Raw genomic sequence first — 20,228 nt, forward strand, 5'->3', positions numbered from 1 at the left:
GTCCGATGATGGCGCCGAAAAATTCGCGTCCGGATTTATGCAGTTGGTTGTTCTTGTCCTTGTAGGAGACTTCGGTCTGATTGAACTTCCGGTTGGCCGTAATCACACCCGAGCCGATGCGTGCCCCGGCACCCAAGATGCTGTCTCCCACGAAGATGCCGCATTGCATCTTTGCCCCGGCCAGGCACAGCGAGCGCTTGATGTCGGCGGAATGTCCCACCACGCAATGCGAGTCGATGTAGGCCTCGCTGCGGATGATGGAATGGGCGCGGACACTGACGTTTTCGCCGATGTATACCGGCCCCCGGATCGTCACGAACGGATGGATCCGCGTGCCCTTGCCGATGTAGACCGGTCCGGTAATGCTGACGTGCTCGTCCACCTCGCCCAAAATTTCCGGCTCTTTGAGCTTGGTAAAAAGCTCTCCGATGTGGTTGAGTGCCGCGACGGCGTTGGGCCATTTTCTCAGCCACGCCTGAAGTTCTGGCGCGACCGTTTCGTCGATGAGTTGCTCCACATCCATTGCAATTGCCCGCTTGATGAACAGCGCGACCGACTTCGCCCCAACAACGATGACGTTTCATACCTGATACGTGAGCGCGGCTCAGTATTGCCCCCAAGCCGCAGCGAACGCAAGGCGGCGGCCTCATCTCGCCCTCGGCACACGCACTGGCGGCGATACATGAGAGCGCCTTCAAACAATCGCTGTTCGGGAAATGCGCCGTGCTCCACAAGGCTGAAAGCGCCCTTGATACGTGACCGGCGGTCCCACACGAATTTTTCGACGCAGCTGCCGATGCAATTCCATCCGGGATCGGAGGCCGAGCCGTCTGCCCGGATCAATGCCGTTTCATGTCAGCCAAAAGATTGTTGCGATTCTTTTGCGCCTGCTCGTAGTCGGGTTTGATGGTGAGCGCGCGTTCGTAAGCTTCCAGCGCCTCGTTATGGCGACCGAGCTGACGCAGCACCACGCCGCGGTTGCTTAAAGCCTCGACATAGTCCGGCTTGAGCGCGATGGCTTCAAGGATCGCCGCGCGCAGGGTTTCCTCATCGGCACCCCGCCGCAGCAGAGGACGGAATTCGAAACGTTCGTCCTGTCCCAGACACAGATAGAGCGTGCCGTCCACGGCGAGGCGCACCCGGTTGCAGGTGGCGCAGAAATGCTGGGAGATGGGCGTGATGAAACCCACACTGAAGCGGCCGTCGGGGCTTTGCAGGTAACGGGCGGGCCCGCCGCCGGGCAGGTTCCCCTCGATAAGGCCGAAGCGCGCCTTGAGGGCGGCTTTCACCGGCTGCAGATCGAGATACTGGGCATTGCGCCCCGTCTCCCCCATGGGCATGGTTTCGATGAGACGCAGGATGAAACCCCGCGCCATGCAGAAGGCGACCATGTCATCGATCTCGTCGTCATTGACGCCGCGCATGGCCACCATGTTGATCTTGATGGGGGAGAATCCCGCCGCCTGCGCCGCCTCCAGCCCGGCGAGGATGCGTCCCAGCACGTCGCGGCCGGCAATGCGGGCAAGGCGCTCCGGGCGCAGGGAATCCAGGCTCACGTTGAGGCGACGCACGCCTGCCGCGCGCAGGGCATGGGCGTGCTTGGCAAGCTGGGTGGCGTTGGTGCTCAGGGAAAGGTCCTCGATGCCCGGCAGGCGCGAAAGGCGCGCGGCGAGCTCCGGCAGATGACGGCGCAGAAGCGGCTCGCCTCCGGTCAGGCGCACCCGCTTCAGCCCCAGGCTGGCGAAGGCACCGATGAGCCGCTCGATCTCATCGAAGGTGAGCCAGTGTTCCGGCTCCTCGAAGTCGCGGAAACCCTCCGGCATGCAATAGGTGCAGCGCAGATCGCAGCGATCCGTCACCGAAAGGCGCAGGTATTCGATGCGGCGGCCGAAACGGTCGGTAAGGGCATTCATGGCAATCCCCGCGTTATATTGCGGTGAATATAGCCGAGGGGGTAGCACACGGCAACCCCGGCCGCGGCAGTTCTTTTGCCCGTCCTTGGGGTTGGCGCAGGTTCCATGCCCCTGCGACGAAACGTCCGCTTACCCGCCGGGGCCAGCGTGCGGCGAGTTGGGTTAAAATAACGATTTTTCCCTGTTGAGGAGGTTCATCATGGGCAAAGGCGATCTGCGCACGCGGCGCGGCAAGATTTTCAACGGCTCCTATGGCGTGAGCCGGCCGCACAAGGCGAAAAAGAAAGCGCCGCAGACTGTTCCCTCCGCCACCAAGCGCAAGTGACCCCTTCCGCGAAAGCCCCACCGGGGCTTTCGTTCTTTGGGGAAGGTCAAACCTCCGCTAACGTGGGATGGCCGGCCCGTCCTCGAACCACAAGCCTTCGTCGTGAAACCGGATCAACCCTTTCCGCGGCTTGCGGCTGCTGTCGTGTGGGCATGGGTTGCGCCAGCTAAGGGTGCTTGGCAGCCCGCAGGGGGACAAGCACTTGCGGGGTTGGCGGCGCGCGTTATATCGTTCAGAATATAACCCATGGAGCGCGGGGCAAAGCGGGTTTTCGGCGTGGCTGGGTTCAGCGGCGCGGGCAAGACGACGCTGCTGGAAAAGCTGATTGCCCGCTTCGTGGCGCAGGGGTTGACGGTGGCCGTGATCAAACAGACCCATCATGATTTCGATCTCGACCAGCCGGGCAAGGATTCCTGGCGCCATCGCGCAGCCGGTGCGAGCGAGGTTTTGCTGGCTTCTGACCGGCGATGGGCGCTGATGCATGAAGTGCGCGGTTCAGCACCGCCCACCCTCAAGGAGCAGGTGGCGCGGCTTTCCCCCTGTGATCTCGTCCTCCTGGAAGGCTACAAGCGGGAGCCGGTACCCAAGCTGGAGGTGCACCGGCCCGCCCTGGGCGCGGCTCTCCTGTATCCGGAGGATCCCCACATTCTGGCGCTGGCCTCGGATGAACCGGTGACGACGACGCTGCCTTGGTTCGCCCTGAACGATGTGCCCGCCATCGCCGATTTCATCCTTCAGCACGCGAGACCGATATGAACGCTCCCCCGCTTTCCGTCGATGAGGCCCTCGATCGCCTGCTTGCCGCTGCGGCACCCATTGCCGGGGTGGAGACGGTGCCCACCCTGTCGGCCCTGGGGCGGGTTTTGGCTGTTTCGCAGGTTTCCGCCATCGCCGTGCCGCCCCTCGATAACAGCGCCATGGATGGCTATGCGGTGCGGGTGGCCGATCTTGCCGTCGAGGGGGATACCCGTCTGCCGGTGAGCCAGCGTATCTCCGCCGGCACGCTGGGGCAACCCCTGGTCCCCGGCACGGCAGCGCGCATTTTCACGGGCGCGCCCGTTCCCCCCGGCGCCGATGCGGTGGTAATGCAGGAACAGACCACGAGAGAGGGCGACAGCGTGGTCATCCACGGTCGGGTGGCGCCGGGGACCAGTATCCGGCGCGCCGGCGAGGACATTGCCGCGGGGGCGACGGTGTTGACCGCGGGCACACGGCTAGCCCCCCAGCATCTGGGCCTGGCCGCCTCGGTGGGGCTGGCGAGCCTGCCGGTGGTGCGGCGCCTGCGCGTGGCGACCTTCTTCACCGGGGATGAGCTGGTGAACCCCGGCGAGCCGCTCCCTGCGGGAAAAATCTACAATTCCAACCGCTACACCGTGAACGCCCTGCTGGCCGGCCTCGGCTGCGAGGTGATTGACCTCGGCACGGTGGCCGATGATCTCGAAACCACGGTGCGCGTCCTCGCGGCGGCGGCGGAGCAGGCCGATGTGGTGCTGACCAGCGGCGGTGTGTCGGTGGGTGAGGCGGATTTCGTGAAGGCTGCGGTGGAACGGCTGGGGCGCCTGGATTTGTGGCGCATTGCGGTGAAGCCGGGCAAGCCCCTTGCCTTCGGTGAGGTGGCGGGCAAGCCCTTCCTGGGGCTGCCGGGTAATCCCGTTTCGGTGTTCGTCACCTGGTGTCTTTTTGCGCGGCCGTTTCTTTTGCGCCTGCAGGGGGTGATGGAGGTCATGCCGAAGGCCTGTTGGCTTCAGGCCGATTTCGACTGGCTGCGGCCGGACAAGCGCCGGGAATTCCTGCGGGCGCGCCGCGTGGTGGACACTGAGCCCCCCGGCCGCGTGGAAATCCATCCCCACCAGGGTTCGGGGGTGCTGACTTCCACCGTCTGGGCGGAGGGGCTGGTGGATGTGCCGGCGGCCACCCCCATCCGGCGGGGCGATTGGGTGCGTTTCATTCCTTTCGCGGAGTTGCGATGAACGTCCGGGTTTTGTATTTCGCCCGTCTGCGGGAGGCCTTTGGTCTGGCGGAGGAAGCGCTGAGCCTGCCGGGTGAGGCGGCCAGCGCGGCGGACTTGGTGGCGTTGCTGCGGGCGCGGGGCGGAGTGTGGGCACGGGAACTCGGTGAGCGTCCCTTCCGCGTGGCGGTGAATCAGGCGCTGGTGTCCCTCGAGGCGCCCCTCAAAGCCGGCGATGAAGTGGCGATCTTTCCGCCAGTGACGGGGGGATGAGCATGGTGCGGGTGCAGCAAGCGGATTTCGACGTGGGCGCAGAGCTCGCGCGCCTGCGCGCGGACCGGCGCGACATCGGTGCCATTGCCGCCTTCGTCGGTCTGGTGCGCGACATGAGCGAAGGCAGCGAAGTGCGGGAAATGGTGCTGGAACACTATCCGGCCATGACGCAGAAGGCGCTGGAGGAGATCGTTGCCGAGGCCCGGCGGCGCTGGGACATCGCCGATGCCCTGGTCATCCACCGGGTGGGACGGCTGCTTCCCGCCGACCAGATCGTGCTGGTGGCGGTGAGCGGTGCACACCGGGGCGATGCCTTCGCCGCCTGCGAGTTCATCATGGATTACCTCAAGACGCGGGCGCCGTTCTGGAAAAAGGAACAGACCCCGGCAGGGGCGCGCTGGGTGGAGGCCCGCGAGACGGACGAAGCGGCGGCGGCACGCTGGCAGAGGTGATGCAGCGGCCCCGTCTGCGCATCCTGCTGGGCAGTGCCAGTTCCCTCGGTCCGGGCAAGGTGGCACTGCTGGAAGCCATTGGAGAGCACGGTTCCATTTCCGCCGCCGCGCGCAGCATGGGCATGTCCTACCGGCGGGCCTGGCTGCTGGTGGATGCCATGAACCGGGCCTTCCGCAAGCCCCTGGTGACCACGGCCACCGGCGGCGCGCGCGGCGGCGGCGCCCAGCTCACCGACTTCGGCCGCGAAGTGCTGCGCCGTTACCGCGCCATGGAGGAAAAGGCAGAAAAAGCGCTCGCCGGCGATCTGCGCCGTTTCGACGACTGGCTGCGCAAGGCCCCGTGATCCCTTTCCTTTTCTGTCACACGCTTGAAGGAGAATCGTTTGATGAAACCCCTCGTCCGAAGCCTGACTGTTCTTCTGCTGGCATGGGTGTTGCTGCCAGCCGCATCCGCCGCGCCCGGGTTGAAGCCGGTGACACCGGTGCAGGTGACGGCCGAGCGGGTGACCTATGTCAGCGGCGAGGATTTCGACACGGTGAAGACCCTCATCGAAGAGGCGCTCACCAGCCGGGGTCTGGTGGTCAACAATGTCGCCCACATCGGCGACATGCTGGAGCGCACCGGGAAAGACCTGGGGGCAACCCGCCAGGTGTACCTGAAGGCGGAAGCCATCGAATTCTGCAGTGCCACGGTGTCGCGCAAAATGATGGAGGCGGATCCCCATCACATCGTCTTCTGCCCCTACGTGATTGCCATTTACGTGCTGCCGCAGGCACCGCAGCAGACCTATGTTTCCTTTCGCCGCCCCGCCGGCAGTGGTTCCCGCGCCGGGCGGAACACCTTACGCGAGGTGGAGCGGCTTTTGCGCGCCATCATCGAGGAGGCGCTGAGATGAGCAAGACCGTTCTCATCCTGTGCACGGGGAACTCCTGCCGCAGCCAGATGGCGGAGGCCCTCGTCAATCACGACCTGGGGCCGGCGGTGCGGGCGATTTCCGCCGGCACGCGCCCACAACCGAAAGTGGCAGAAGGGGCGCTCAAGGCACTGGAAGAGCTGGGCATCCCCACGGTAGGGCTTTATCCCAAGGACGTGGAGGCGGTGCTCAATGAGCCCATCGATCTCGTCATCACCGTCTGCGACAACGCGCGGGAGACCTGTCCGGTGTTTCCCCGTCCGATTCCCAGCGTGCACATGCCTTTCCACGACCCCCATGGGGAGCCGCTGGACAGCTTCCGCCGCGTGCGCGATGAAATCCGCGCCCGCCTGGTGCCGGAAGTGCGGCGTCGGCTCCTCGGCTGATTCAATCGTTGAGGGAGAGTTTCTTCATCTTTTCCCACAGCGTCTTGCGGCTGATGCCGAGTGCTGCTGCGGTGCGGCCGATCTGGTGGCCGTGGCGGGCGAGCGCTTCTTTCAGATAGGCCCGTTCGCATTCGCGCAGATAATCATCGAGGGCGGTGAGGGCCGGGGCTTCCCCGCCGGTTTTTTCCTGGGGCGGGAAGAGGTCCCCGGCATCGATCAGGGGCGCCGCGCTGAGGATGCAGGCCCGCTCCAGGGTGTGCCGCAGCTCGCGCACATTGCCCGGCCAGTCATAGGCAACCAGTGCCTGTTCCGCCGCCGGGGAAAGACTCTTGGCCGCTCCTCCGTGGCTTTGCGCATATTCCAGCAGAAAGCGGCGGGCAAGCCACAGAATGTCCTCGCGGCGCTCCCGCAACGGCGGGATGCGCAACTGGATGACATGGATACGGTAGTAGAGGTCCTCGCGGAAGCTGCCCTGCTGCACCATGGTGCGCAGATCCCGATGGGTGGCGCAGATCAGGCGCACGTCCACCGGGATGGGGCGTTCGCCGCCCACGCGCACCACCTGGCGTTCCTGGATCACCCGCAACAGCTTCGCCTGCATGGACAAGGGCATGTCCCCCACCTCATCCAGCAGCAGGGTGCCGCCGTGGGCCTGCTCGAAAACGCCCCGCCTGCTGCGGGTGGCGCCGGTGAAGGCGCCTTTTTCGTGGCCGAAGAGTTCCGCTTCCAGAAGACTTTCCGTCAGGGCGGCGCAGTTGAGGGCGACGAAGGGCGTATCGGCGCCGGCCAGACGATGTAAGGCCCTGGCCACCACTTCCTTGCCCACGCCCGATTCGCCGGTGAGGAGCACGATCTTTGCCTCCCGCGCCAGGCGGGGCAGGATTTCGGCGATGCGGGTCATGGCGGGGGAGGGGCCGAGTTCCGGATGATCGGCTGTGGTCCGCCGGCAGGGTTCGCATAGCGCCCGCAGTTTGGCCACCAGCTCGTCGAGATCGAAGGGCTTGGTGATGTAGTCGCGGGCGCCCAGTTTCAGCAGGGTGACCGCCTGATCGATGCTGCCGTAGCCGGTGATGATGACCCAGGCCGGCACCCTCGCCAGCCGCGAGGTCGCTTCGCGGAACAGGCTCACCCCGTCGCCATCGGGCAGGCGGATGTCGGAGAGCACCAGCGTATAGTCGCGCTCCGTCAGGGCGCGCAGTGCCTCGCCCGCGGTGCGGAACCAGTGGGTGGGCAGACCTTCCAGGGCAAAGCGGTCAACCAGGCTTTCACCCATGATGGAGTCATCCTCGATGAGACAGAGCAGGGGTTGGCTGGTCATGATGTCTTGATGGGCAGAAAAAGTGTGAAACGGGTGAGGCCCGGCTCGCTCGTCACATCGATGCGGCCGTCGAGCTGGCGCACCAGCTGATAGACGATCCACAACCCCAGGCCGCGGCCTTCGCCTTCCTCCTCCACGAAGGGCTCGTAGAGATGCTCCAGACGCTTGGGCGGGATGGCCCGACCATCGTTTTCGATTTGGAGCAATAGCCCATCGGCCTGTGTGTCAAGCCGCAACGCGACACGCTTTTCCGCCGCCTGGCAGGCATTGAGCAGGAGATTGAGGAGAATCTGCCGCACCGGAGTGGCCGGCAGGGGCACAGGCTCGTTGAGGGCCACCGCCCAGTCGAGCTGCAGCCGGCCGCGCACCTGGGCGTGGATGAGGGTGCGCAGATCCGCCAGATCGGCCGGGGACAGGGGATGGGATTCCAGTTTCGCCTCCACCAGCAGCGCGCCCACTGTTTCGCGAATCTGGGTGAGGCCACGCTCGATCAGACCGAGGGTGCGTTCGGCGAGGGGGTCGCCCCGGCCATGGCGGCGATAGGTGCTGATGGCATTGAGCATGCCGCCCAAGGGATTGTTCACCTCATGGGCGATCCCCGCCGTCAGGCGCCCGATGGCCGCCAGGCGCTGCGTGGCAACCATCTGTCTTTCCAGGCGCTGCTTTTCCTCCAGCTCGAGGAGCATCGCCTGGAAGCGCCGCCCCAGAAGCCCGATCTCGTCCGCGCCCGCATCGAGCCGGCATTCGCTGGGGGAAAGGGGGCCGCGGCCGGCGCGGGAGAAGCAGTCGGCCAGACGCAAAAGGGGCACCGCCAGGGCATTGCCCGCGTACCAGCCGAGGGGCAGCAGGAGCAACAGCGCGGCAGCGGTGGCAATCAGGACCTGGCGCACGGTGGCATGGAAGCGGGGCAGCACCAGGTCGCGGTGATAGCCCATCACCACGCGTCCCAGCACGGTGCCATCCTCGGCGCGGATGGGTTGGTCGAGGAGAATCCATTCCCCCACCTCGTGCAGCGGCTTGCCCTCTGTCGCCACGGTGGCCTTGAGTTCGGGCACCGCGGCCACCGGGGTGAGGGTGCGGAAACGCCTGGGGTCACTCGCGGCGTAAATGCGTCCGCCACGGTCGATGACCACGAGGAAGCGGCGGTTTTCGCCCGCTTCCAGCGGTGTGCGCAGAATCTCGAAAGCGGTCCACGCATCATCGTGCAACAGCGCCGGGGCCAGGCTTCGCGCCACCACCCGGCCCAGGGCCGCGGCATTGGTTGCGAGCTGTTCCCGCGCATCCCGCCAGGCATGGGCGAGGAGAATGAGGGAGACGATGAGGGCGGTGACGACGATGACCAGGGAAAGCGCCAGGGGCACCTTGTGCCGGTAGGAAAGATCTCGCCACAGCTTCATGGCCGCTCCACCTGCCGCCGCGCCTCGCGGATACCGTCGAAAAGTCGGCTGTCGCCGGCGGTGAAACCATCCAGGTTGAGATGCCGCAGCAGACGGCGCCCCTCGGCGTCATCGCTCATGCCAAGCAGCACCGAGCGCAGGCGCAGCCTGTCCACTTCGTCCACGTGGGGCGCGGCCACCAGCGGCGGAAAGCCGAAGGGCGGCGAGCGGTGCACCACCCGCGTGCGGCTGGTGATCTCCGGATGCAGGCGCGCCAGCGTCTCATACACGTAGCCATCCACTGCGCCCGCGTCGGCAAACCCCGTGGCCACGGCTTCCACCACCTTGCGATGGGACCAGGTGAAGAAGGTTCGCCCGAAATAGCGTTGCGGGTCCACCCCCATGGCTCTCAGTTGGGTCTGGGGATAGAGCCAGCCGGAGTTGGAGAGGGGGTCGGAGTAGGCGAAGATGCGTCCCGCCAGATCGCGCAGGCTCTGGGTGACGGTGTCCTCGCGGGGCACGATGAGATAGGAACGGTAGCGGGGTTCACCCTGCCAGACGGGGACGGCCACCAGTCGCAGCCGCTTTTCCTCACGCACGAAGGGGTAGCCGCAAATCCAGGCGAAATCGATGTTGCCTTCCATGAGCTCGCGCACGATCTGCCGGTAACTCGCCCGCTGCACGAAGTGCACGGGCTGATTCAGGCGCAAGCCCAGATAGGCGGCCCACTGATCGAGGAAGCCGATCTGATCGTCGAGGAAAACCGGAGTGGTGCCGATGCGCAGGGGCGGCTGCGCTGCGGCGGCGGAGACCAGGCAGGCAAGATAGAGGACGGCGATCCAGAAGGCGCGCAGCGGCGGCATGACCCGTTACCAAAGGGTGACGGCCCATGTTACCGATACGAAACGATCGGGGTCAAGGAGCGCGCCAACCCTTTGATTTGCCGAAAGCCGTCAGCTGGCACGCGGTTTGCCACTGAGCCCTCGGGGCGAGCTGCGCCCCCTGGAAAAACGATTGCCAAAGGAGAGCCATCCATGACTGACATTTCCCGCAGAACCTTCCTCAAGCTGGGCGGTGCCGCGGCAGCGGGCACCGTTGCCACGGTGGCGGTGCCGGGGGCGGCCGGGGCGGCCGAAAACGCCGAAGTGGGCCGCGTCACCCTGCCCTATCCCCACAAGGTGCTGGCCAAGGGTGCCGAGCTCAAGGTCAACGTACCCGTGAGCTTCCATTATCCGGACGCCGCATCCCCCTGCACCCTGGTGAAGCTGGGGCGGCCGGTTCCCGGCGGTGTCGGTCCAGACCGGGACATCGTGGCCTATAGCAGCCTGTGTACCCACATGGGGTGTCCGGTGACCTACGACACGGCGACCCGTACCTTCCGCTGTCCCTGTCACTACAGCACCTTCGATGCGGAAATGGGGGGACAGATGGTCTGCGGCCAGGCCACCGAGGACCTGCCGCGCATCGTGCTGAAGCACGACGCGAAGACGGACACGGTGACGGCCATTGCCGTCGAGGGGCTCATCTACGGCCGCCAGGCCAACGTGTTGTGAGGAGGTGAATCATGAGCAAAGGTTCCGATCGTATCGTGTTGCCTCCGGTCAACGCGCAGAAGACCAACATGACCTGCCATTTCTGCATCGTGGGCTGCGGCTACCACGTCTATAAATGGCCGGAGAACGAGGAGGGCGGCCGGGCGCCACACCAGAATGCCCTCGGCTTGGATTTCCGCAAACAGCTTCCCCCCTTTGCCGTGACGCTCACGCCGGCGATGACCAATGTCATCACCGACCGGGACGGCAAGCGTTACCACATCATGGTCGTGCCGGACAAGGAATGTGTGGTGAACCAGGGCCTTTCCTCCACGCGCGGCGGCAAGATGGCCTCCTACATGTACCAGCCGGAAGGGCTCACTAAGGAGCGCCTGGCCTATCCGAAACTTCATACGGGGGACCAGTGGCTGGACACCACCTGGGAGAAGGCGCTGGCCATTTATGCCGGGGTGCACAAGGCCATCCTCGACCGGGAAGGTCCGGACTGGATCGGCTTCAACTGTTTCGATCACGGTGGAGCGGGAGGCGGTTTCGAAAACACCTGGGGCACCGGCAAGCTGATGTTTTCCGCCTTCCAGACCCCCTTCGTGCGCATCCACAACCGGCCGGCCTACAACTCCGAATGTCACGCCACACGCGACATGGGCATCGGCGAACTCAACAATTCCTATGAGGATACGGAAATCGCCGACTGCATCGTCTCCGTGGGCGCCAACCAGTACGAGACGCAGACCAACTATTTCCTTGCCCATCTGCTGCCCAACATGCAGGGTGCGACCAAGGAAAAGAAAAAGCAGTTCTTCGCCAGGAACGAACCCATGCCCGATGCGCGCGTGGTGTTCATCGATCCGCGGCGCACCCCCACCATCACCATCCTGGAGACCGCGGTGGGCAAGGACCGCATCCTCCATCTGGAACTGGAACCCGGTACCGATATTGCCCTCTTCAACGGCGTGTTCACCTACGTGGTGGAGCAGGGTTGGATCGACCGCGACTTCATTGCCAAGCACACCACGGGCTTCGATGAGGCGGTGCGGGCGAACCGCATGAGTCTGGAAGAGACCAGCCGCATCACCGGTGTGCCGGTGGACAAGCTCAAGCAGTTCGCGGAATGGGCCTACAAGCCGAAGGCGCCGGGCTTCATGAAACGCACCTGCCACACCTACGAAAAGGGCATCATCTGGGGCAATGACAATTATCTGATCCAGTCCGCCCTTCTGGATCTGGTGCTGGCCACCCACAACGTGGGCCGACGCGGCACCGGTTGTGTGCGCATGGGTGGTCACCAGGAGGGCTACACGCGGCCTCCATATCCGGGCAAGAAGATGATCTACGTGGACAAGGAGATCATCGAAGGCCGCGGCCGCACCCTGACCTTCTGGGGCTGCAACAGTTTCCAGACCACCCTCAACGCGGAAGCCTACCGCAATGCCGTACTGCGCCGTTCGGAGATCGTCAAGGAAGCGCTGCGCAAGGCCCGCGGCGCGGACACCGACGGCCAGGTCAACGCCATCGTCGAGGCGGTGATGAACAAGGGTGGGCTGTTTGTGACCCTCATCGATCTCTATCCGACGATGATCATGGATGCCGCCCACGTGGCGCTGCCCGCCGCTCATCCCGGCGAGATGAATCTCACCTCGATGAATGGCGAACGGCGGCTGCGCCTTTCGGAAAAATTCATGGACCCGCCGGGTGTGGCCAAGCCGGACTGTCTCATCGCCGCCGACATCGCCAACACCATGAAGGCGCTGTACGAGAAAGAGGGCAACAAGGCGATGGCCGCCCGTTTCTCGGGCTTCGACTGGAAGACGGAGGAGGATGCCTTCAACGATGGCTTCCGTCGCGCCGGCCAGCCTGGCGCCGGGCCCATCGACAGCCAGGGGGGACCCACTGGGCACCTGGCCACCTACGAGCGTCTGCGCAAGGCCGGCAACAACGGGGTGCAACTGCCGATCAAGGAGTACAAGGACGGCAAGCTGATTGGCACCCCGATGCTATACACCGACAACAAGTTCGACACCAAGGATGGCAAGGCGCGCTTCCTGCCGGCGCCGTGGCCGGGCCTGCCGCAGCCGGTGGCCCTGCAGAAGCAGAAGTACCGCTTCTACATCAACAACGGCCGGCTCAACGAGGTCTGGCAGACCGGCTACCACAACAAGTACGATCCCCATGTGAAGGACCGCTACCCCATGGCCATCATCGAGCTCAATCCGCAGGATGCCAAGGAGTTGGGGGTGGTGCCCGGCGACATCGTGGAGATCTACAACGACTATGGGGCGACCTATGCCATGGCCTACCCTGACCCGGCGATCAAACGCAACCACACCTTCATGCAGTTTGGCTGGTTCAACGGCATCGTTGGCGATGTGGTGACCAACTGGACTGACCGCAACTACGTGCCCTACTACAAAGGGACGTGGGCGAACATCCGCAAGGTGGGCGGCTCCGACCAGTTCGCGCGCACGGTGTCCTTCAAGTCCCGCCGCTATCAGACCTGAGCACGAAGCCCTGCGTGTTCATTGTGCCGCCCTGCGGGGCGGCTTTTTTGTGTCGAACCACAGCCCGATGCCGGCGATGAGGGCGAAGAGGGCGCCGGCAAGGAAGGTGGCCGCCGCCCCCAGCGTTGCCCACAGCGCACCGGCGATGACACTGGCCAGCAGCAGGGCGAGGCCGCTGACAAGATGAAAGACACCAAAGCCCGTGCCCCGCAGCTCCGGCGGGCAATGGGCGGCGACCAGGGTGGCAAGCAGCCCCTGGCTTGCGCCCATGTGCAGGCCCCAGAGGACCGCTCCCGCCCCGGTGAGCCAGACATGGGAGGCGGCGGCAAGGACGAGATCGGCGGCAATGAGGAAAAGGAGGGCCAGCGCGAGCAAATGGCGCGGGTGGCCGCTATCTGCGAGTTTGCCGAAGGGGTAGGCGCTCGCGGCATAGGCGAGGTTCATCACGATCAGGATGAGGGGCACCCAGGTGGCGGCAAGCCCCAGGCTTTCCGCGCGCAGAAGGAGGAAGGCTTCGGAGAAGCGGGCGAGGGTGAGCACGGCGGCGAAGGCCACCACCATCCAGTAACGCGCGGACAGTCGCGCCACCGCCTCCCGGCGGAGGGAGAAACGGGTGTCGGCGGCGGGGCGGGTGGCTTCCGGTTCCTCGACGCCAAAGAGGATCAGCAGCACGCAAACCACCGCGGGCAGCACGGCCACCCAGAAAACGAAGCGGAAATCGTCACCGCTGACTGCCATCAACACCATGGCCACCAGGGGTCCGGCGAAGGCGCCGACGGTATCCATGGCCTGACGCAGGCCGTAGGCAGCCCCCCGCTGCGGGGCGGGGGTAATGTCGGCGATGAGGGCATCCCGCGGGGCGCCGCGGATGCCTTTGCCGATGCGGTCGGCGAAGCGGGCAAGGAGTACCGCCCCCACACTGGTGGCAAGGGGGAAGAGGGGCTTGCTCAGGGCCGCCAGCCCGTAGCCCAAAAGCACAAGGGGCTTTCTGCGACCCATCCAGTCCGAAAGCACACCGGAGAAGACTTTGGCGATGGAGGCGGTGGCTTCGGCAATGCCCTCGATCGCCCCTACCGTCATCGCTGATGCGCCCAGCACCGCCACCAGAAACACGGGCAGGAGGCTATGGATCATCTCCGAGGAGAGGTCCATGAAGAGGGAGACGAAGCCCAGGGCGATCACGCCCCGGGGCAGGCGCGCGTTCATCGTTCAGTCGGAAAACAAAGGGAAGAAGGATAACGGTCTTTGCTGCGCGGGCAAAGAAAAAGGAGAACGTGCCTTTCGCTTTCCAGGCAAAGAAAAACCCGCCCCGGGCTGAAGCCGTGGCGGGTGTTTCTTGCGGCGCCCGCCGCGCTCAGGATTTGCCGTAGTGGCGGGTGAGGTAATCGACGATCACAGGGACATCTTCCTGGGGAATGGGTGCCCCCATCACCTTGATCATCTTGTTCACCACGCCTTCCCAGCCCTTGCGGTCGAGGAAGGGGGAATTCATGGGAATGTAGTCGGTGCTGTGGCAGACCGCACAGTGGATGGCGACCTTGTCCTTGCCCGGGCCATCCTTGAGCTTGATCTGACTTTCGTCCGCCTGGGCGGCCAGGGGCAAAAGGAGCAGGGCAGCGAGGGCGGTGAACGTTTTCATACGGCCTCCACGTCGATGCGCTGAATCACGTTGTGATGATAGCCGGCGGGATTGGCGATCCACTGGAAGGTCTGCGTGGAACCGGCGGCATTGGTGGCTTTGGCGAGGATGCCGTAACGGCCCTTGCGCGGTTTGAAGCGATAGCTCCACGACCGCCAGGCGAAGTTGCCCAGATCGCGCCCCAGTTCAGCGGGCTGCCAGCTGCGACCTCCATCCGTGGAGACCTCGACCAGACGGATGCCCCGGCCGCCATCCCAAGCGATGCCGCGCACCTCGGTCCACTGGCCAGCCCGGATTTTCTGGTTGGGTTCCAGATTGGTGATGAGGGAGTTCACCACCATTTCGGTGATGGGCGTGTTGGGTCCACCCGGTACTTCCTGGCTGATGAAGCGGTCGGTCACCGGGAATTTGCCCATGGGCACGCGGTAGGCCGTTTTCATCCAGAATCCATCGTAGGGTTTGCTCACCACATTGATCTCGGAAATCATCTTCACCCAGTAAGTGGCCGTCCACCCCGGCACCACCAGGCGGAGTGGGTAGCCGTTGTGATAGGGCAACGGCTCCCCGTTCATCTCCCAGGCGAGCAGGGTGTTTTCATCCAGTGCCTTCCACACCGGCAGGCTCTTGATGAAATCGGGGGTCTTCTCCAGCACAGGCCGGTCCAGGCCGTCGTAAACCACTTCCAGGGCTTCCTTGCGCAGGCGCGCGCGGTTGAGCACATCGCGCAGCCGAACACCCCGCCACCGGGCCTGGCCCATGGCGCCATAGCCCCACTCGATGCCCGCGACATGGGGCTGCACGAGTCCCCGTCGATTGCCGGAACACTGGCAGACGGCGACGAGTTCCACCTGTTCAAACTCCCGTTTGAGTTGTGGCAGGCTCAGGCTCAAGGGGTTCTCCACCGCATCGCCGCCAATCTTGAGGACGTAATTGGTCTCGGCGAGGCGCGGATCGTTGGCCTCCGGCAGGTCGGCGAGGTGCCAGCGGACGAAGAAGGCATCGTTGGGTGTGAAGTCGCTGCGGTCAAAGAGCGCCACCGGCGTCTCGAAATTGGCGGGCCGCCAGGTGCGCTTGATCAGTGGCCGTTTGCCCGGCAGCGTGGCCATGACCGACTGTTCCACATCACCTGCTGGCAGCGTCGGGACGGGGATGTCGAAAAGCCCCTCGGCCCGTCCCTGGGGCAGCCACAGCCCTGCCGCACCGAGGGCAAGCCCACGGGTGAGAAATTCCCTGCGTGTGGTCATATTTCCTCCTCGTTTGGAAATGGGGATTGGCCTGATCGCCCCGGCAGGGGAAAAGATCTCCCCGGCCTCGTCCCAGGGGGAACGGCACGCGGGGAGTTGTCCCTCTGTTTTTGTCCCGGATTTCCGGGCGCAGGCCGTGCGACAGCCAGTCCGCGCCCGGAAACCCGACCCCGACAGGGCGATGCCGGCTATCGCCTTTCACTATTAGACCACCCAATAAACTGCGTCAAGGGATTGGACTCGGTTTAACGTTGCCTTGACACGGACAGGCGGGAAAAGGCGGCTTACGCCGGAAGTCCCCTTGGCCCGCCCGCAGGCAGGCGGAACCAGAGGGCATAGAGGGCGGGCACGAAAAGGAGGGTGATGGCGGTACCGGCGATGACACCGCCGGCGAGGACGAAGGCGACCGGCCCCCAAAAGGCGTCGAAGGTCAGAGGCACGAAGGCAAGAGCTGCTGCCAGCGCAGTGAGCACCACCGGCCGGGCGCGGGAGACCGCCGCCTCCACCACGGCGTGTTCCGCTTCCTGGCCCTGGGCCAGATTGTCTTTCACCTGCTGGGTGAGGATGAGGGTGTTGCGCATGAGGATGCCCGCCAGTCCGATCAGCCCCAACAAGGCGACGAAGCCAAACGGTTGACGGAAGAGGAGGAGGGCAGCCACGGCACCAATCAGACCGAGCGGTGCCGTGGCCACCACCATGAAGGTGCCGCTGAAGGAGCGCATCTGCAGCATGATCAAAATCAACATCACCGCCACCATCAGCGGTTGCAGGCGGCGGATGGAATTCTCCGCTTTCGCCGACTGTTCCACGGAACCGCCGGTATCGATGCGGTAACCCTCGGGCAGCCTGCGGCGCAGCTCTTCCATGTGCTGCCATAGGACCGCCGTCACGTCATTGGCTTGTGCGCCTTCCACGTCCGCCAGGACGGCCACGAAGGGCGTGCGGTTGTAGCGCTTGATCACGGGTTCTTCATAGCGAATTTGCAACTGGCCGAGCTGGCTTAGCGGAATCTTGCGTCCTTCCCGGTTGCGCACTTCGAAGGAGGCACCCTCGGGGTGACCGCGGGCGATCACTTCCACCGCGCGCCTGCCGCGTCGGACCTGGGTGACGCTGCCGCCTTCGAGCTGGAATTGCAGCTGCTGCGCGACATGTAGGGGGGTGAGGCCGAGTCGGGCGAGACGATCGGCGTCCATGCTGATGTGCAGCACGGGCGCGCGCTCGTCCCATTCCAGGTGGGCATCGCGTACGTTGGGGTGCACCTCCATGAGCGCCCGCACGCGGTGGGCGATGTCCCTTAGGACCTGCGGATCGGGCCCCATCACGCGGAAGGTGACCGGCCAGGGTACCGGCGGACCATACAATAACCGCGCCACCCGGATCCTCGCCTCGGGGAAATCCCCCGCCTCGATGCGCGCGCGCAAAAAGCGGATGACACGATCACGCTCGGCAGCGTTGCCGGTGACGGCGACGAGTTTGGCGAAGGCGGGATCCGGCGGCTCCGGATTGGCAGAAATGAAAAAGCGGGGCGCACCGCCGCCCACATAGGCGGAAAGCGTCTTCACCTCCGGCAGGGACTTGAGCAGCTCCTCCAGCCGGCGCACGGTGGCATCGGTAACCGTGATGCTGCTACCCTGCGGGGCATACACGCTCACCAGCACTTCTGGCCGGTCCGAACCGGGGAAAAACTGTTTTTGCACCGCCGTGGTCAGCAGCACCGCCGACAGGGCAAGGAGCGCGAGGGTGATGGCGACCACGGTCTTGCGCCTTTCCACACACAGCCGGATGAGGGCGCGCAGGCGCTGGTAGCCGCGTGTGGCGTAGGGGTCGGCGTGGCTTTGCGCCGGCCGCGCGGGAAGCAGGCTGACACCCAGGTAGGGGGTGAACACCACCGCCACCAGCCAGGAGATCACCAGACTCAGGCCCAGCACCCAGAAGATGTTGCCGGCGTATTCGCCTACCCCGGAACGGGCAAAACCGATGGGCAGGAAGCCTGCCGCGGTGACCAGCGTGCCCACCAGCATGGGAGCAGCGGTGACGTTCCAGGCATGGGCGGCGGCGCGGATTTTGTCCCAGCCCTGTTCCATTTTGACCAGCATCATTTCCACGGCGATGATGGCATCGTCCACCAAAAGCCCGAGGCTGATGATGAGGGCGCCCAGGGTGATGCGGTCCAGGTTGATGCCCAGGGCCTTCATGGCGAGGAAGGTGAGGCCCAGCGTCACCGGTACGGCCACCCCCACCACGATGCCGGCGCGCAGGCCCAGGGCAAGCATGCTCACCCCCATCACGGCCACCAGGGCGGCCAGGAATTTGAGCTCAAAGAGATTCACGGCGCGGGCGATGGCATCCGCCTGATGGGTGAGCAGCGCAAGCCCCATGCCCAGCGGCAGCCGGCTGTTCTCCCGGGCGACGAAGGCGCGCAGACGCTCACCGAAGGCAAGGCCATTCTCCCCCTTTTGCATCACCACACCGAGCAGCACCGCTTCCTCGCCGCGGGCGCGCACCAGGTAGCTGGGCGGCTCCTCGTAGCCGCGGCGCACCGTCGCGATGTCGCCGAGGCGGAACACCCGGTCGCCCACCGCGAGCGGCACCGCGGCGAGTTTCTCCGGCTCGCTCAGGTCCCGGTCCACCCGCAGGTAGAGGCGGGGACCGCGGCTGTCCACGCGGCCGGCCGGAACCAGACGGTTGTGGGCATCGATGGCGGCGAAGACGGCATCAGGGCTTACGCCCAGATTGGCGAGGCGGGCGCTGTCGAATTCCACGTAGAGGCGCTCCGGCCGTTCGCCGAGGAGGATGGCCTTATGCACGCCTTCCACGCCCTGCAGGCGGTCGCGCACGCCCTCGGCAGCCTCCACCAGCGCGGCATGGGGCAGCCCCGGCGCCGTGAGGGCGATGAGGGCGAAATAGACATCGGAAAAATCGTCATTGACGAAGGGCCCCAGGGCGCCGGGCGGCAGACGTGGGGCTTCGTCCTGCATGCGTTTGCGCACTTCATAGAAAAGGTCCCGTATCCGCGCCTGCGGGGCATAGTCGTGGAATTCCACCTGCAGATCGGCGCGGCCCGGCCGCACCGTGGTTTCGATGCGGTGGAGATACTCGACTTCCTGGATGCGCTTTTCCAGGCGGTCCACCACCTGGTCCTGCAGCTCCTGCGGGGTGGCGCCCGGCCACAGCACCGAAACCATCATCACGCGCACGGTGAAGGCCGGGTCCTCGGCGCGGCCCAGGGAGAGGAAGGCGAACAGTCCCCCCACCACCGCCAGGATGAGGAAAAACAGCGTCACCGCCCGCTCGCGCACGGCGAGCGCGGAGAGATTGGGAAAGCTCATGGCGCGGCTTCCCGCACTGGCATGCCGGGATGGAGCAGATGCGTGCCGAGGGCGATCACCCGTTCACCGGCGCGCAAGGGGCCGCGCACGGTGGCGTTTTCCAGGTCCACGCTGAGCACCTCGACGGTGACGGGCTGGGCGCGTCCGTCGATGATGCGCCACACGCGGGGACCACTGCCACGCTCATCGAGGGCGGCAAGGGGCACGCGCAAGGCCGTCGACGATCCGCCGCGACGGAACACCGCCCGCACGACACCCCCCAGCGGCAGGGGGGCAGGGGCGTCCTCGATCCGGTAGCGTGCGCGGAACGTGCGCGTCACCGGATCGGCGGCGCCAGCCACTTCGCGCAGCCGCAGTCGCGCGCCGGTTTCCTTGAGCACGCCCTCCTCAGGGGGCGGGACGTGTTCGGGAAAATCCACCTCCACCTCCCGCGCCTCGCCCTGGGCGAGCACGGCCACCGTCTGGCCGGGATTCACCACCTGTCCAGGCTCCCCCGTGATGGTGGTGATCACCCCGTCGGCCGGCGCGGCGAGTCGCCCATACGCCAGCGCGTTGCGCGCCTGGGTGAGCCGGGCCTCCAGCGCGGCAAGCCGTCCGGCGGTTTCCGCCGCGGTGGACTGGGCGCGTTCCACCGCGGCGGCGGAGACGAACTGGCGGGCGGCGAGGGATTCCATGCGCGCAAGCTCCCGGCGCGCCGCCTCGGCGCCGGTCTGGGCCGCCGCGCGTTCCGCCTCCGCGGCGCGCACCGCTTCGAGAAGATCCCGGGGGTCCAGCTCGAAGAGAAGTTGACCGGCCTTCACCCGCTGACCGGTATCCACATGTCTCGCGTGGATCCGTCCACCCACCTGGAAGGAAAGGGGCGTTTCGAAACGGGCATGGACGATGCCAGAAAGGGTGAGCTCCGCTCCGCCGGCGGGAGCGACGACGGCCGTCCGCACCACACGGGGTGGCGGGGAGGACGGCGGTGTCGAGCGGTCCTGACAGGCGGTAGTGGCGAAAAGCAAAGCGAGTAAAACAAGACGCGCAGACATGACGGGACCGATGGAAGGTGCGGCGATGA

At 65.5% G+C, this 20,228-nt stretch carries 20 protein-coding genes; 10 read left to right on the forward strand and 10 right to left on the reverse strand.

Annotated features, from left to right (window positions below; translation table 11 throughout):
- On the reverse strand, positions 1-523 hold a 523-nt coding region (locus K6T56_09020; GenBank protein ID MCL6556485.1), incomplete at its 3' end, for a hypothetical protein.
- Positions 524-839: 316 nt separating this feature from the next.
- Positions 840-1,913 (reverse strand): GTP 3',8-cyclase MoaA, encoded by a 1,074-nt coding sequence (gene moaA / locus K6T56_09025; GenBank protein ID MCL6556486.1) that lies wholly within the window; start codon positions 1,911-1,913, stop codon positions 840-842.
- Positions 1,914-2,112: 199 nt separating this feature from the next.
- Between moaA and K6T56_09030 the strand changes: the two genes are divergently transcribed.
- From K6T56_09030 to K6T56_09065, 8 genes are all read left to right on the forward strand, one after another.
- Positions 2,113-2,238, forward strand: a complete 126-nt coding sequence (locus K6T56_09030; protein ID MCL6556487.1) for a 30S ribosomal protein THX — start codon at positions 2,113-2,115, stop codon at positions 2,236-2,238.
- Positions 2,239-2,484: 246 nt separating this feature from the next.
- Positions 2,485-2,994, forward strand: coding sequence for a molybdopterin-guanine dinucleotide biosynthesis protein B (mobB, locus tag K6T56_09035; protein ID MCL6556488.1), 510 nt, complete (start codon positions 2,485-2,487; stop codon positions 2,992-2,994).
- Positions 2,991-4,208 carry a molybdopterin molybdotransferase MoeA gene (locus K6T56_09040; protein ID MCL6556489.1) on the forward strand — a complete coding sequence of 406 codons (1,218 nt, stop codon included), beginning with the start codon at positions 2,991-2,993 and terminating at the stop codon, positions 4,206-4,208. The genes mobB and K6T56_09040 overlap by 4 nt, the downstream gene beginning before the upstream one ends.
- Complete coding sequence (moaD, locus tag K6T56_09045) at positions 4,205-4,459, forward strand: molybdopterin converting factor subunit 1 (protein ID MCL6556490.1); 255 nt, start codon at positions 4,205-4,207, stop codon at positions 4,457-4,459. The genes K6T56_09040 and moaD overlap by 4 nt, the downstream gene beginning before the upstream one ends.
- Positions 4,456-4,911: a molybdopterin synthase catalytic subunit MoaE gene (gene moaE, locus K6T56_09050; GenBank protein ID MCL6556491.1), complete on the forward strand. Its 456-nt coding sequence runs from the start codon at positions 4,456-4,458 to the stop codon at positions 4,909-4,911. Before moaD ends, moaE begins: the two co-directional genes overlap by 4 nt.
- On the forward strand, positions 4,911-5,255 hold the full coding sequence (locus K6T56_09055) for a LysR family transcriptional regulator (protein MCL6556492.1): 345 nt from the start codon (positions 4,911-4,913) through the stop codon (positions 5,253-5,255). The genes moaE and K6T56_09055 overlap by 1 nt, the downstream gene beginning before the upstream one ends.
- Positions 5,256-5,297: 42 nt before the next feature.
- Positions 5,298-5,807, forward strand: a complete 510-nt coding sequence (locus K6T56_09060; GenBank protein ID MCL6556493.1) for a DUF302 domain-containing protein — start codon at positions 5,298-5,300, stop codon at positions 5,805-5,807.
- The gene (locus K6T56_09065) at positions 5,804-6,211 is read left to right on the forward strand and encodes an arsenate reductase ArsC (protein ID MCL6556494.1); all 408 of its coding nucleotides are present in this window, start codon (positions 5,804-5,806) and stop codon (positions 6,209-6,211) included. Before K6T56_09060 ends, K6T56_09065 begins: the two co-directional genes overlap by 4 nt.
- Before the next feature lies 1 nt (position 6,212).
- Here the strand turns inward: K6T56_09065 and K6T56_09070 are convergent, their stop codons facing one another.
- The 3 genes from K6T56_09070 to K6T56_09080 are packed head-to-tail and all read right to left on the reverse strand — an operon-like array spanning position 6,213 to position 9,768.
- A complete protein-coding gene (locus K6T56_09070; protein MCL6556495.1) occupies positions 6,213-7,529 on the reverse strand; it encodes a sigma-54 dependent transcriptional regulator in 1,317 nt (438 codons plus the stop codon).
- On the reverse strand, positions 7,526-8,926 hold the full coding sequence (locus K6T56_09075) for a two-component sensor histidine kinase (protein MCL6556496.1): 1,401 nt from the start codon (positions 8,924-8,926) through the stop codon (positions 7,526-7,528). The genes K6T56_09070 and K6T56_09075 overlap by 4 nt, the downstream gene beginning before the upstream one ends.
- Positions 8,923-9,768, reverse strand: a complete 846-nt coding sequence (locus K6T56_09080; protein MCL6556497.1) for a PhnD/SsuA/transferrin family substrate-binding protein — start codon at positions 9,766-9,768, stop codon at positions 8,923-8,925. Before K6T56_09080 ends, K6T56_09075 begins: the two co-directional genes overlap by 4 nt.
- Positions 9,769-9,939: 171 nt before the next feature.
- On the opposite strand from K6T56_09080, the gene K6T56_09085 reads away from it, so the two are divergent.
- Together K6T56_09085 and K6T56_09090 are read left to right on the forward strand one after the other, a co-directional pair.
- Positions 9,940-10,458 carry an arsenate reductase (azurin) small subunit gene (locus K6T56_09085; GenBank protein MCL6556498.1) on the forward strand — a complete coding sequence of 173 codons (519 nt, stop codon included), beginning with the start codon at positions 9,940-9,942 and terminating at the stop codon, positions 10,456-10,458.
- A gap of 11 nt (positions 10,459-10,469) precedes the next feature.
- Positions 10,470-12,956, forward strand: coding sequence for an arsenate reductase (azurin) large subunit (locus K6T56_09090; GenBank protein MCL6556499.1), 2,487 nt, complete (start codon positions 10,470-10,472; stop codon positions 12,954-12,956).
- An 18-nt stretch (positions 12,957-12,974) separates the two neighbouring features.
- Here K6T56_09090 and K6T56_09095 read toward each other — a convergent pair whose 3' ends face one another.
- From K6T56_09095 to K6T56_09115, 5 genes are all read right to left on the reverse strand, one after another.
- A complete protein-coding gene (locus K6T56_09095) occupies positions 12,975-14,162 on the reverse strand; it encodes an MFS transporter (protein MCL6556500.1) in 1,188 nt (395 codons plus the stop codon).
- A gap of 148 nt (positions 14,163-14,310) precedes the next feature.
- On the reverse strand, positions 14,311-14,595 hold the full coding sequence (locus tag K6T56_09100) for a cytochrome c (GenBank protein ID MCL6556501.1): 285 nt from the start codon (positions 14,593-14,595) through the stop codon (positions 14,311-14,313).
- Positions 14,592-15,839: a molybdopterin-dependent oxidoreductase gene (locus K6T56_09105; protein MCL6556502.1), complete on the reverse strand. Its 1,248-nt coding sequence runs from the start codon at positions 15,837-15,839 to the stop codon at positions 14,592-14,594. Before K6T56_09105 ends, K6T56_09100 begins: the two co-directional genes overlap by 4 nt.
- A 284-nt stretch (positions 15,840-16,123) precedes the next feature.
- A complete protein-coding gene (locus tag K6T56_09110) occupies positions 16,124-19,168 on the reverse strand; it encodes an efflux RND transporter permease subunit (GenBank protein MCL6556503.1) in 3,045 nt (1,014 codons plus the stop codon).
- The gene (locus K6T56_09115) at positions 19,165-20,199 is read right to left on the reverse strand and encodes an efflux RND transporter periplasmic adaptor subunit (GenBank protein MCL6556504.1); all 1,035 of its coding nucleotides are present in this window, start codon (positions 20,197-20,199) and stop codon (positions 19,165-19,167) included. Before K6T56_09115 ends, K6T56_09110 begins: the two co-directional genes overlap by 4 nt.
- Positions 20,200-20,228 lie beyond the last annotated feature (29 nt).

This window comes from Burkholderiales bacterium (assembly GCA_023511995.1).
In the GTDB taxonomy this organism is placed as follows: Bacteria; Pseudomonadota; Gammaproteobacteria; order Burkholderiales; family Thiobacteraceae; genus Thiobacter.

Coding starts and splice junctions, on each gene's coding strand:
- moaA (MCL6556486.1), bottom strand. CDS start 1,913: ATGAATGCCCTTACCGACCGTTTCGGCCGCCGCATCGAATACCTGCGC.
- K6T56_09030 (MCL6556487.1), top strand. CDS start 2,113: ATGGGCAAAGGCGATCTGCGCACGCGGCGCGGCAAGATTTTCAACGGC.
- mobB (MCL6556488.1), top strand. CDS start 2,485: ATGGAGCGCGGGGCAAAGCGGGTTTTCGGCGTGGCTGGGTTCAGCGGC.
- K6T56_09040 (MCL6556489.1), top strand. CDS start 2,991: ATGAACGCTCCCCCGCTTTCCGTCGATGAGGCCCTCGATCGCCTGCTT.
- moaD (MCL6556490.1), top strand. CDS start 4,205: ATGAACGTCCGGGTTTTGTATTTCGCCCGTCTGCGGGAGGCCTTTGGT.
- moaE (MCL6556491.1), top strand. CDS start 4,456: ATGAGCATGGTGCGGGTGCAGCAAGCGGATTTCGACGTGGGCGCAGAG.
- K6T56_09055 (MCL6556492.1), top strand. CDS start 4,911: ATGCAGCGGCCCCGTCTGCGCATCCTGCTGGGCAGTGCCAGTTCCCTC.
- K6T56_09060 (MCL6556493.1), top strand. CDS start 5,298: ATGAAACCCCTCGTCCGAAGCCTGACTGTTCTTCTGCTGGCATGGGTG.
- K6T56_09065 (MCL6556494.1), top strand. CDS start 5,804: ATGAGCAAGACCGTTCTCATCCTGTGCACGGGGAACTCCTGCCGCAGC.
- K6T56_09070 (MCL6556495.1), bottom strand. CDS start 7,529: ATGACCAGCCAACCCCTGCTCTGTCTCATCGAGGATGACTCCATCATG.
- K6T56_09075 (MCL6556496.1), bottom strand. CDS start 8,926: ATGAAGCTGTGGCGAGATCTTTCCTACCGGCACAAGGTGCCCCTGGCG.
- K6T56_09080 (MCL6556497.1), bottom strand. CDS start 9,768: ATGCCGCCGCTGCGCGCCTTCTGGATCGCCGTCCTCTATCTTGCCTGC.
- K6T56_09085 (MCL6556498.1), top strand. CDS start 9,940: ATGACTGACATTTCCCGCAGAACCTTCCTCAAGCTGGGCGGTGCCGCG.
- K6T56_09090 (MCL6556499.1), top strand. CDS start 10,470: ATGAGCAAAGGTTCCGATCGTATCGTGTTGCCTCCGGTCAACGCGCAG.
- K6T56_09095 (MCL6556500.1), bottom strand. CDS start 14,162: ATGAACGCGCGCCTGCCCCGGGGCGTGATCGCCCTGGGCTTCGTCTCC.
- K6T56_09100 (MCL6556501.1), bottom strand. CDS start 14,595: ATGAAAACGTTCACCGCCCTCGCTGCCCTGCTCCTTTTGCCCCTGGCC.
- K6T56_09105 (MCL6556502.1), bottom strand. CDS start 15,839: ATGACCACACGCAGGGAATTTCTCACCCGTGGGCTTGCCCTCGGTGCG.
- K6T56_09110 (MCL6556503.1), bottom strand. CDS start 19,168: ATGAGCTTTCCCAATCTCTCCGCGCTCGCCGTGCGCGAGCGGGCGGTG.
- K6T56_09115 (MCL6556504.1), bottom strand. CDS start 20,199: ATGTCTGCGCGTCTTGTTTTACTCGCTTTGCTTTTCGCCACTACCGCC.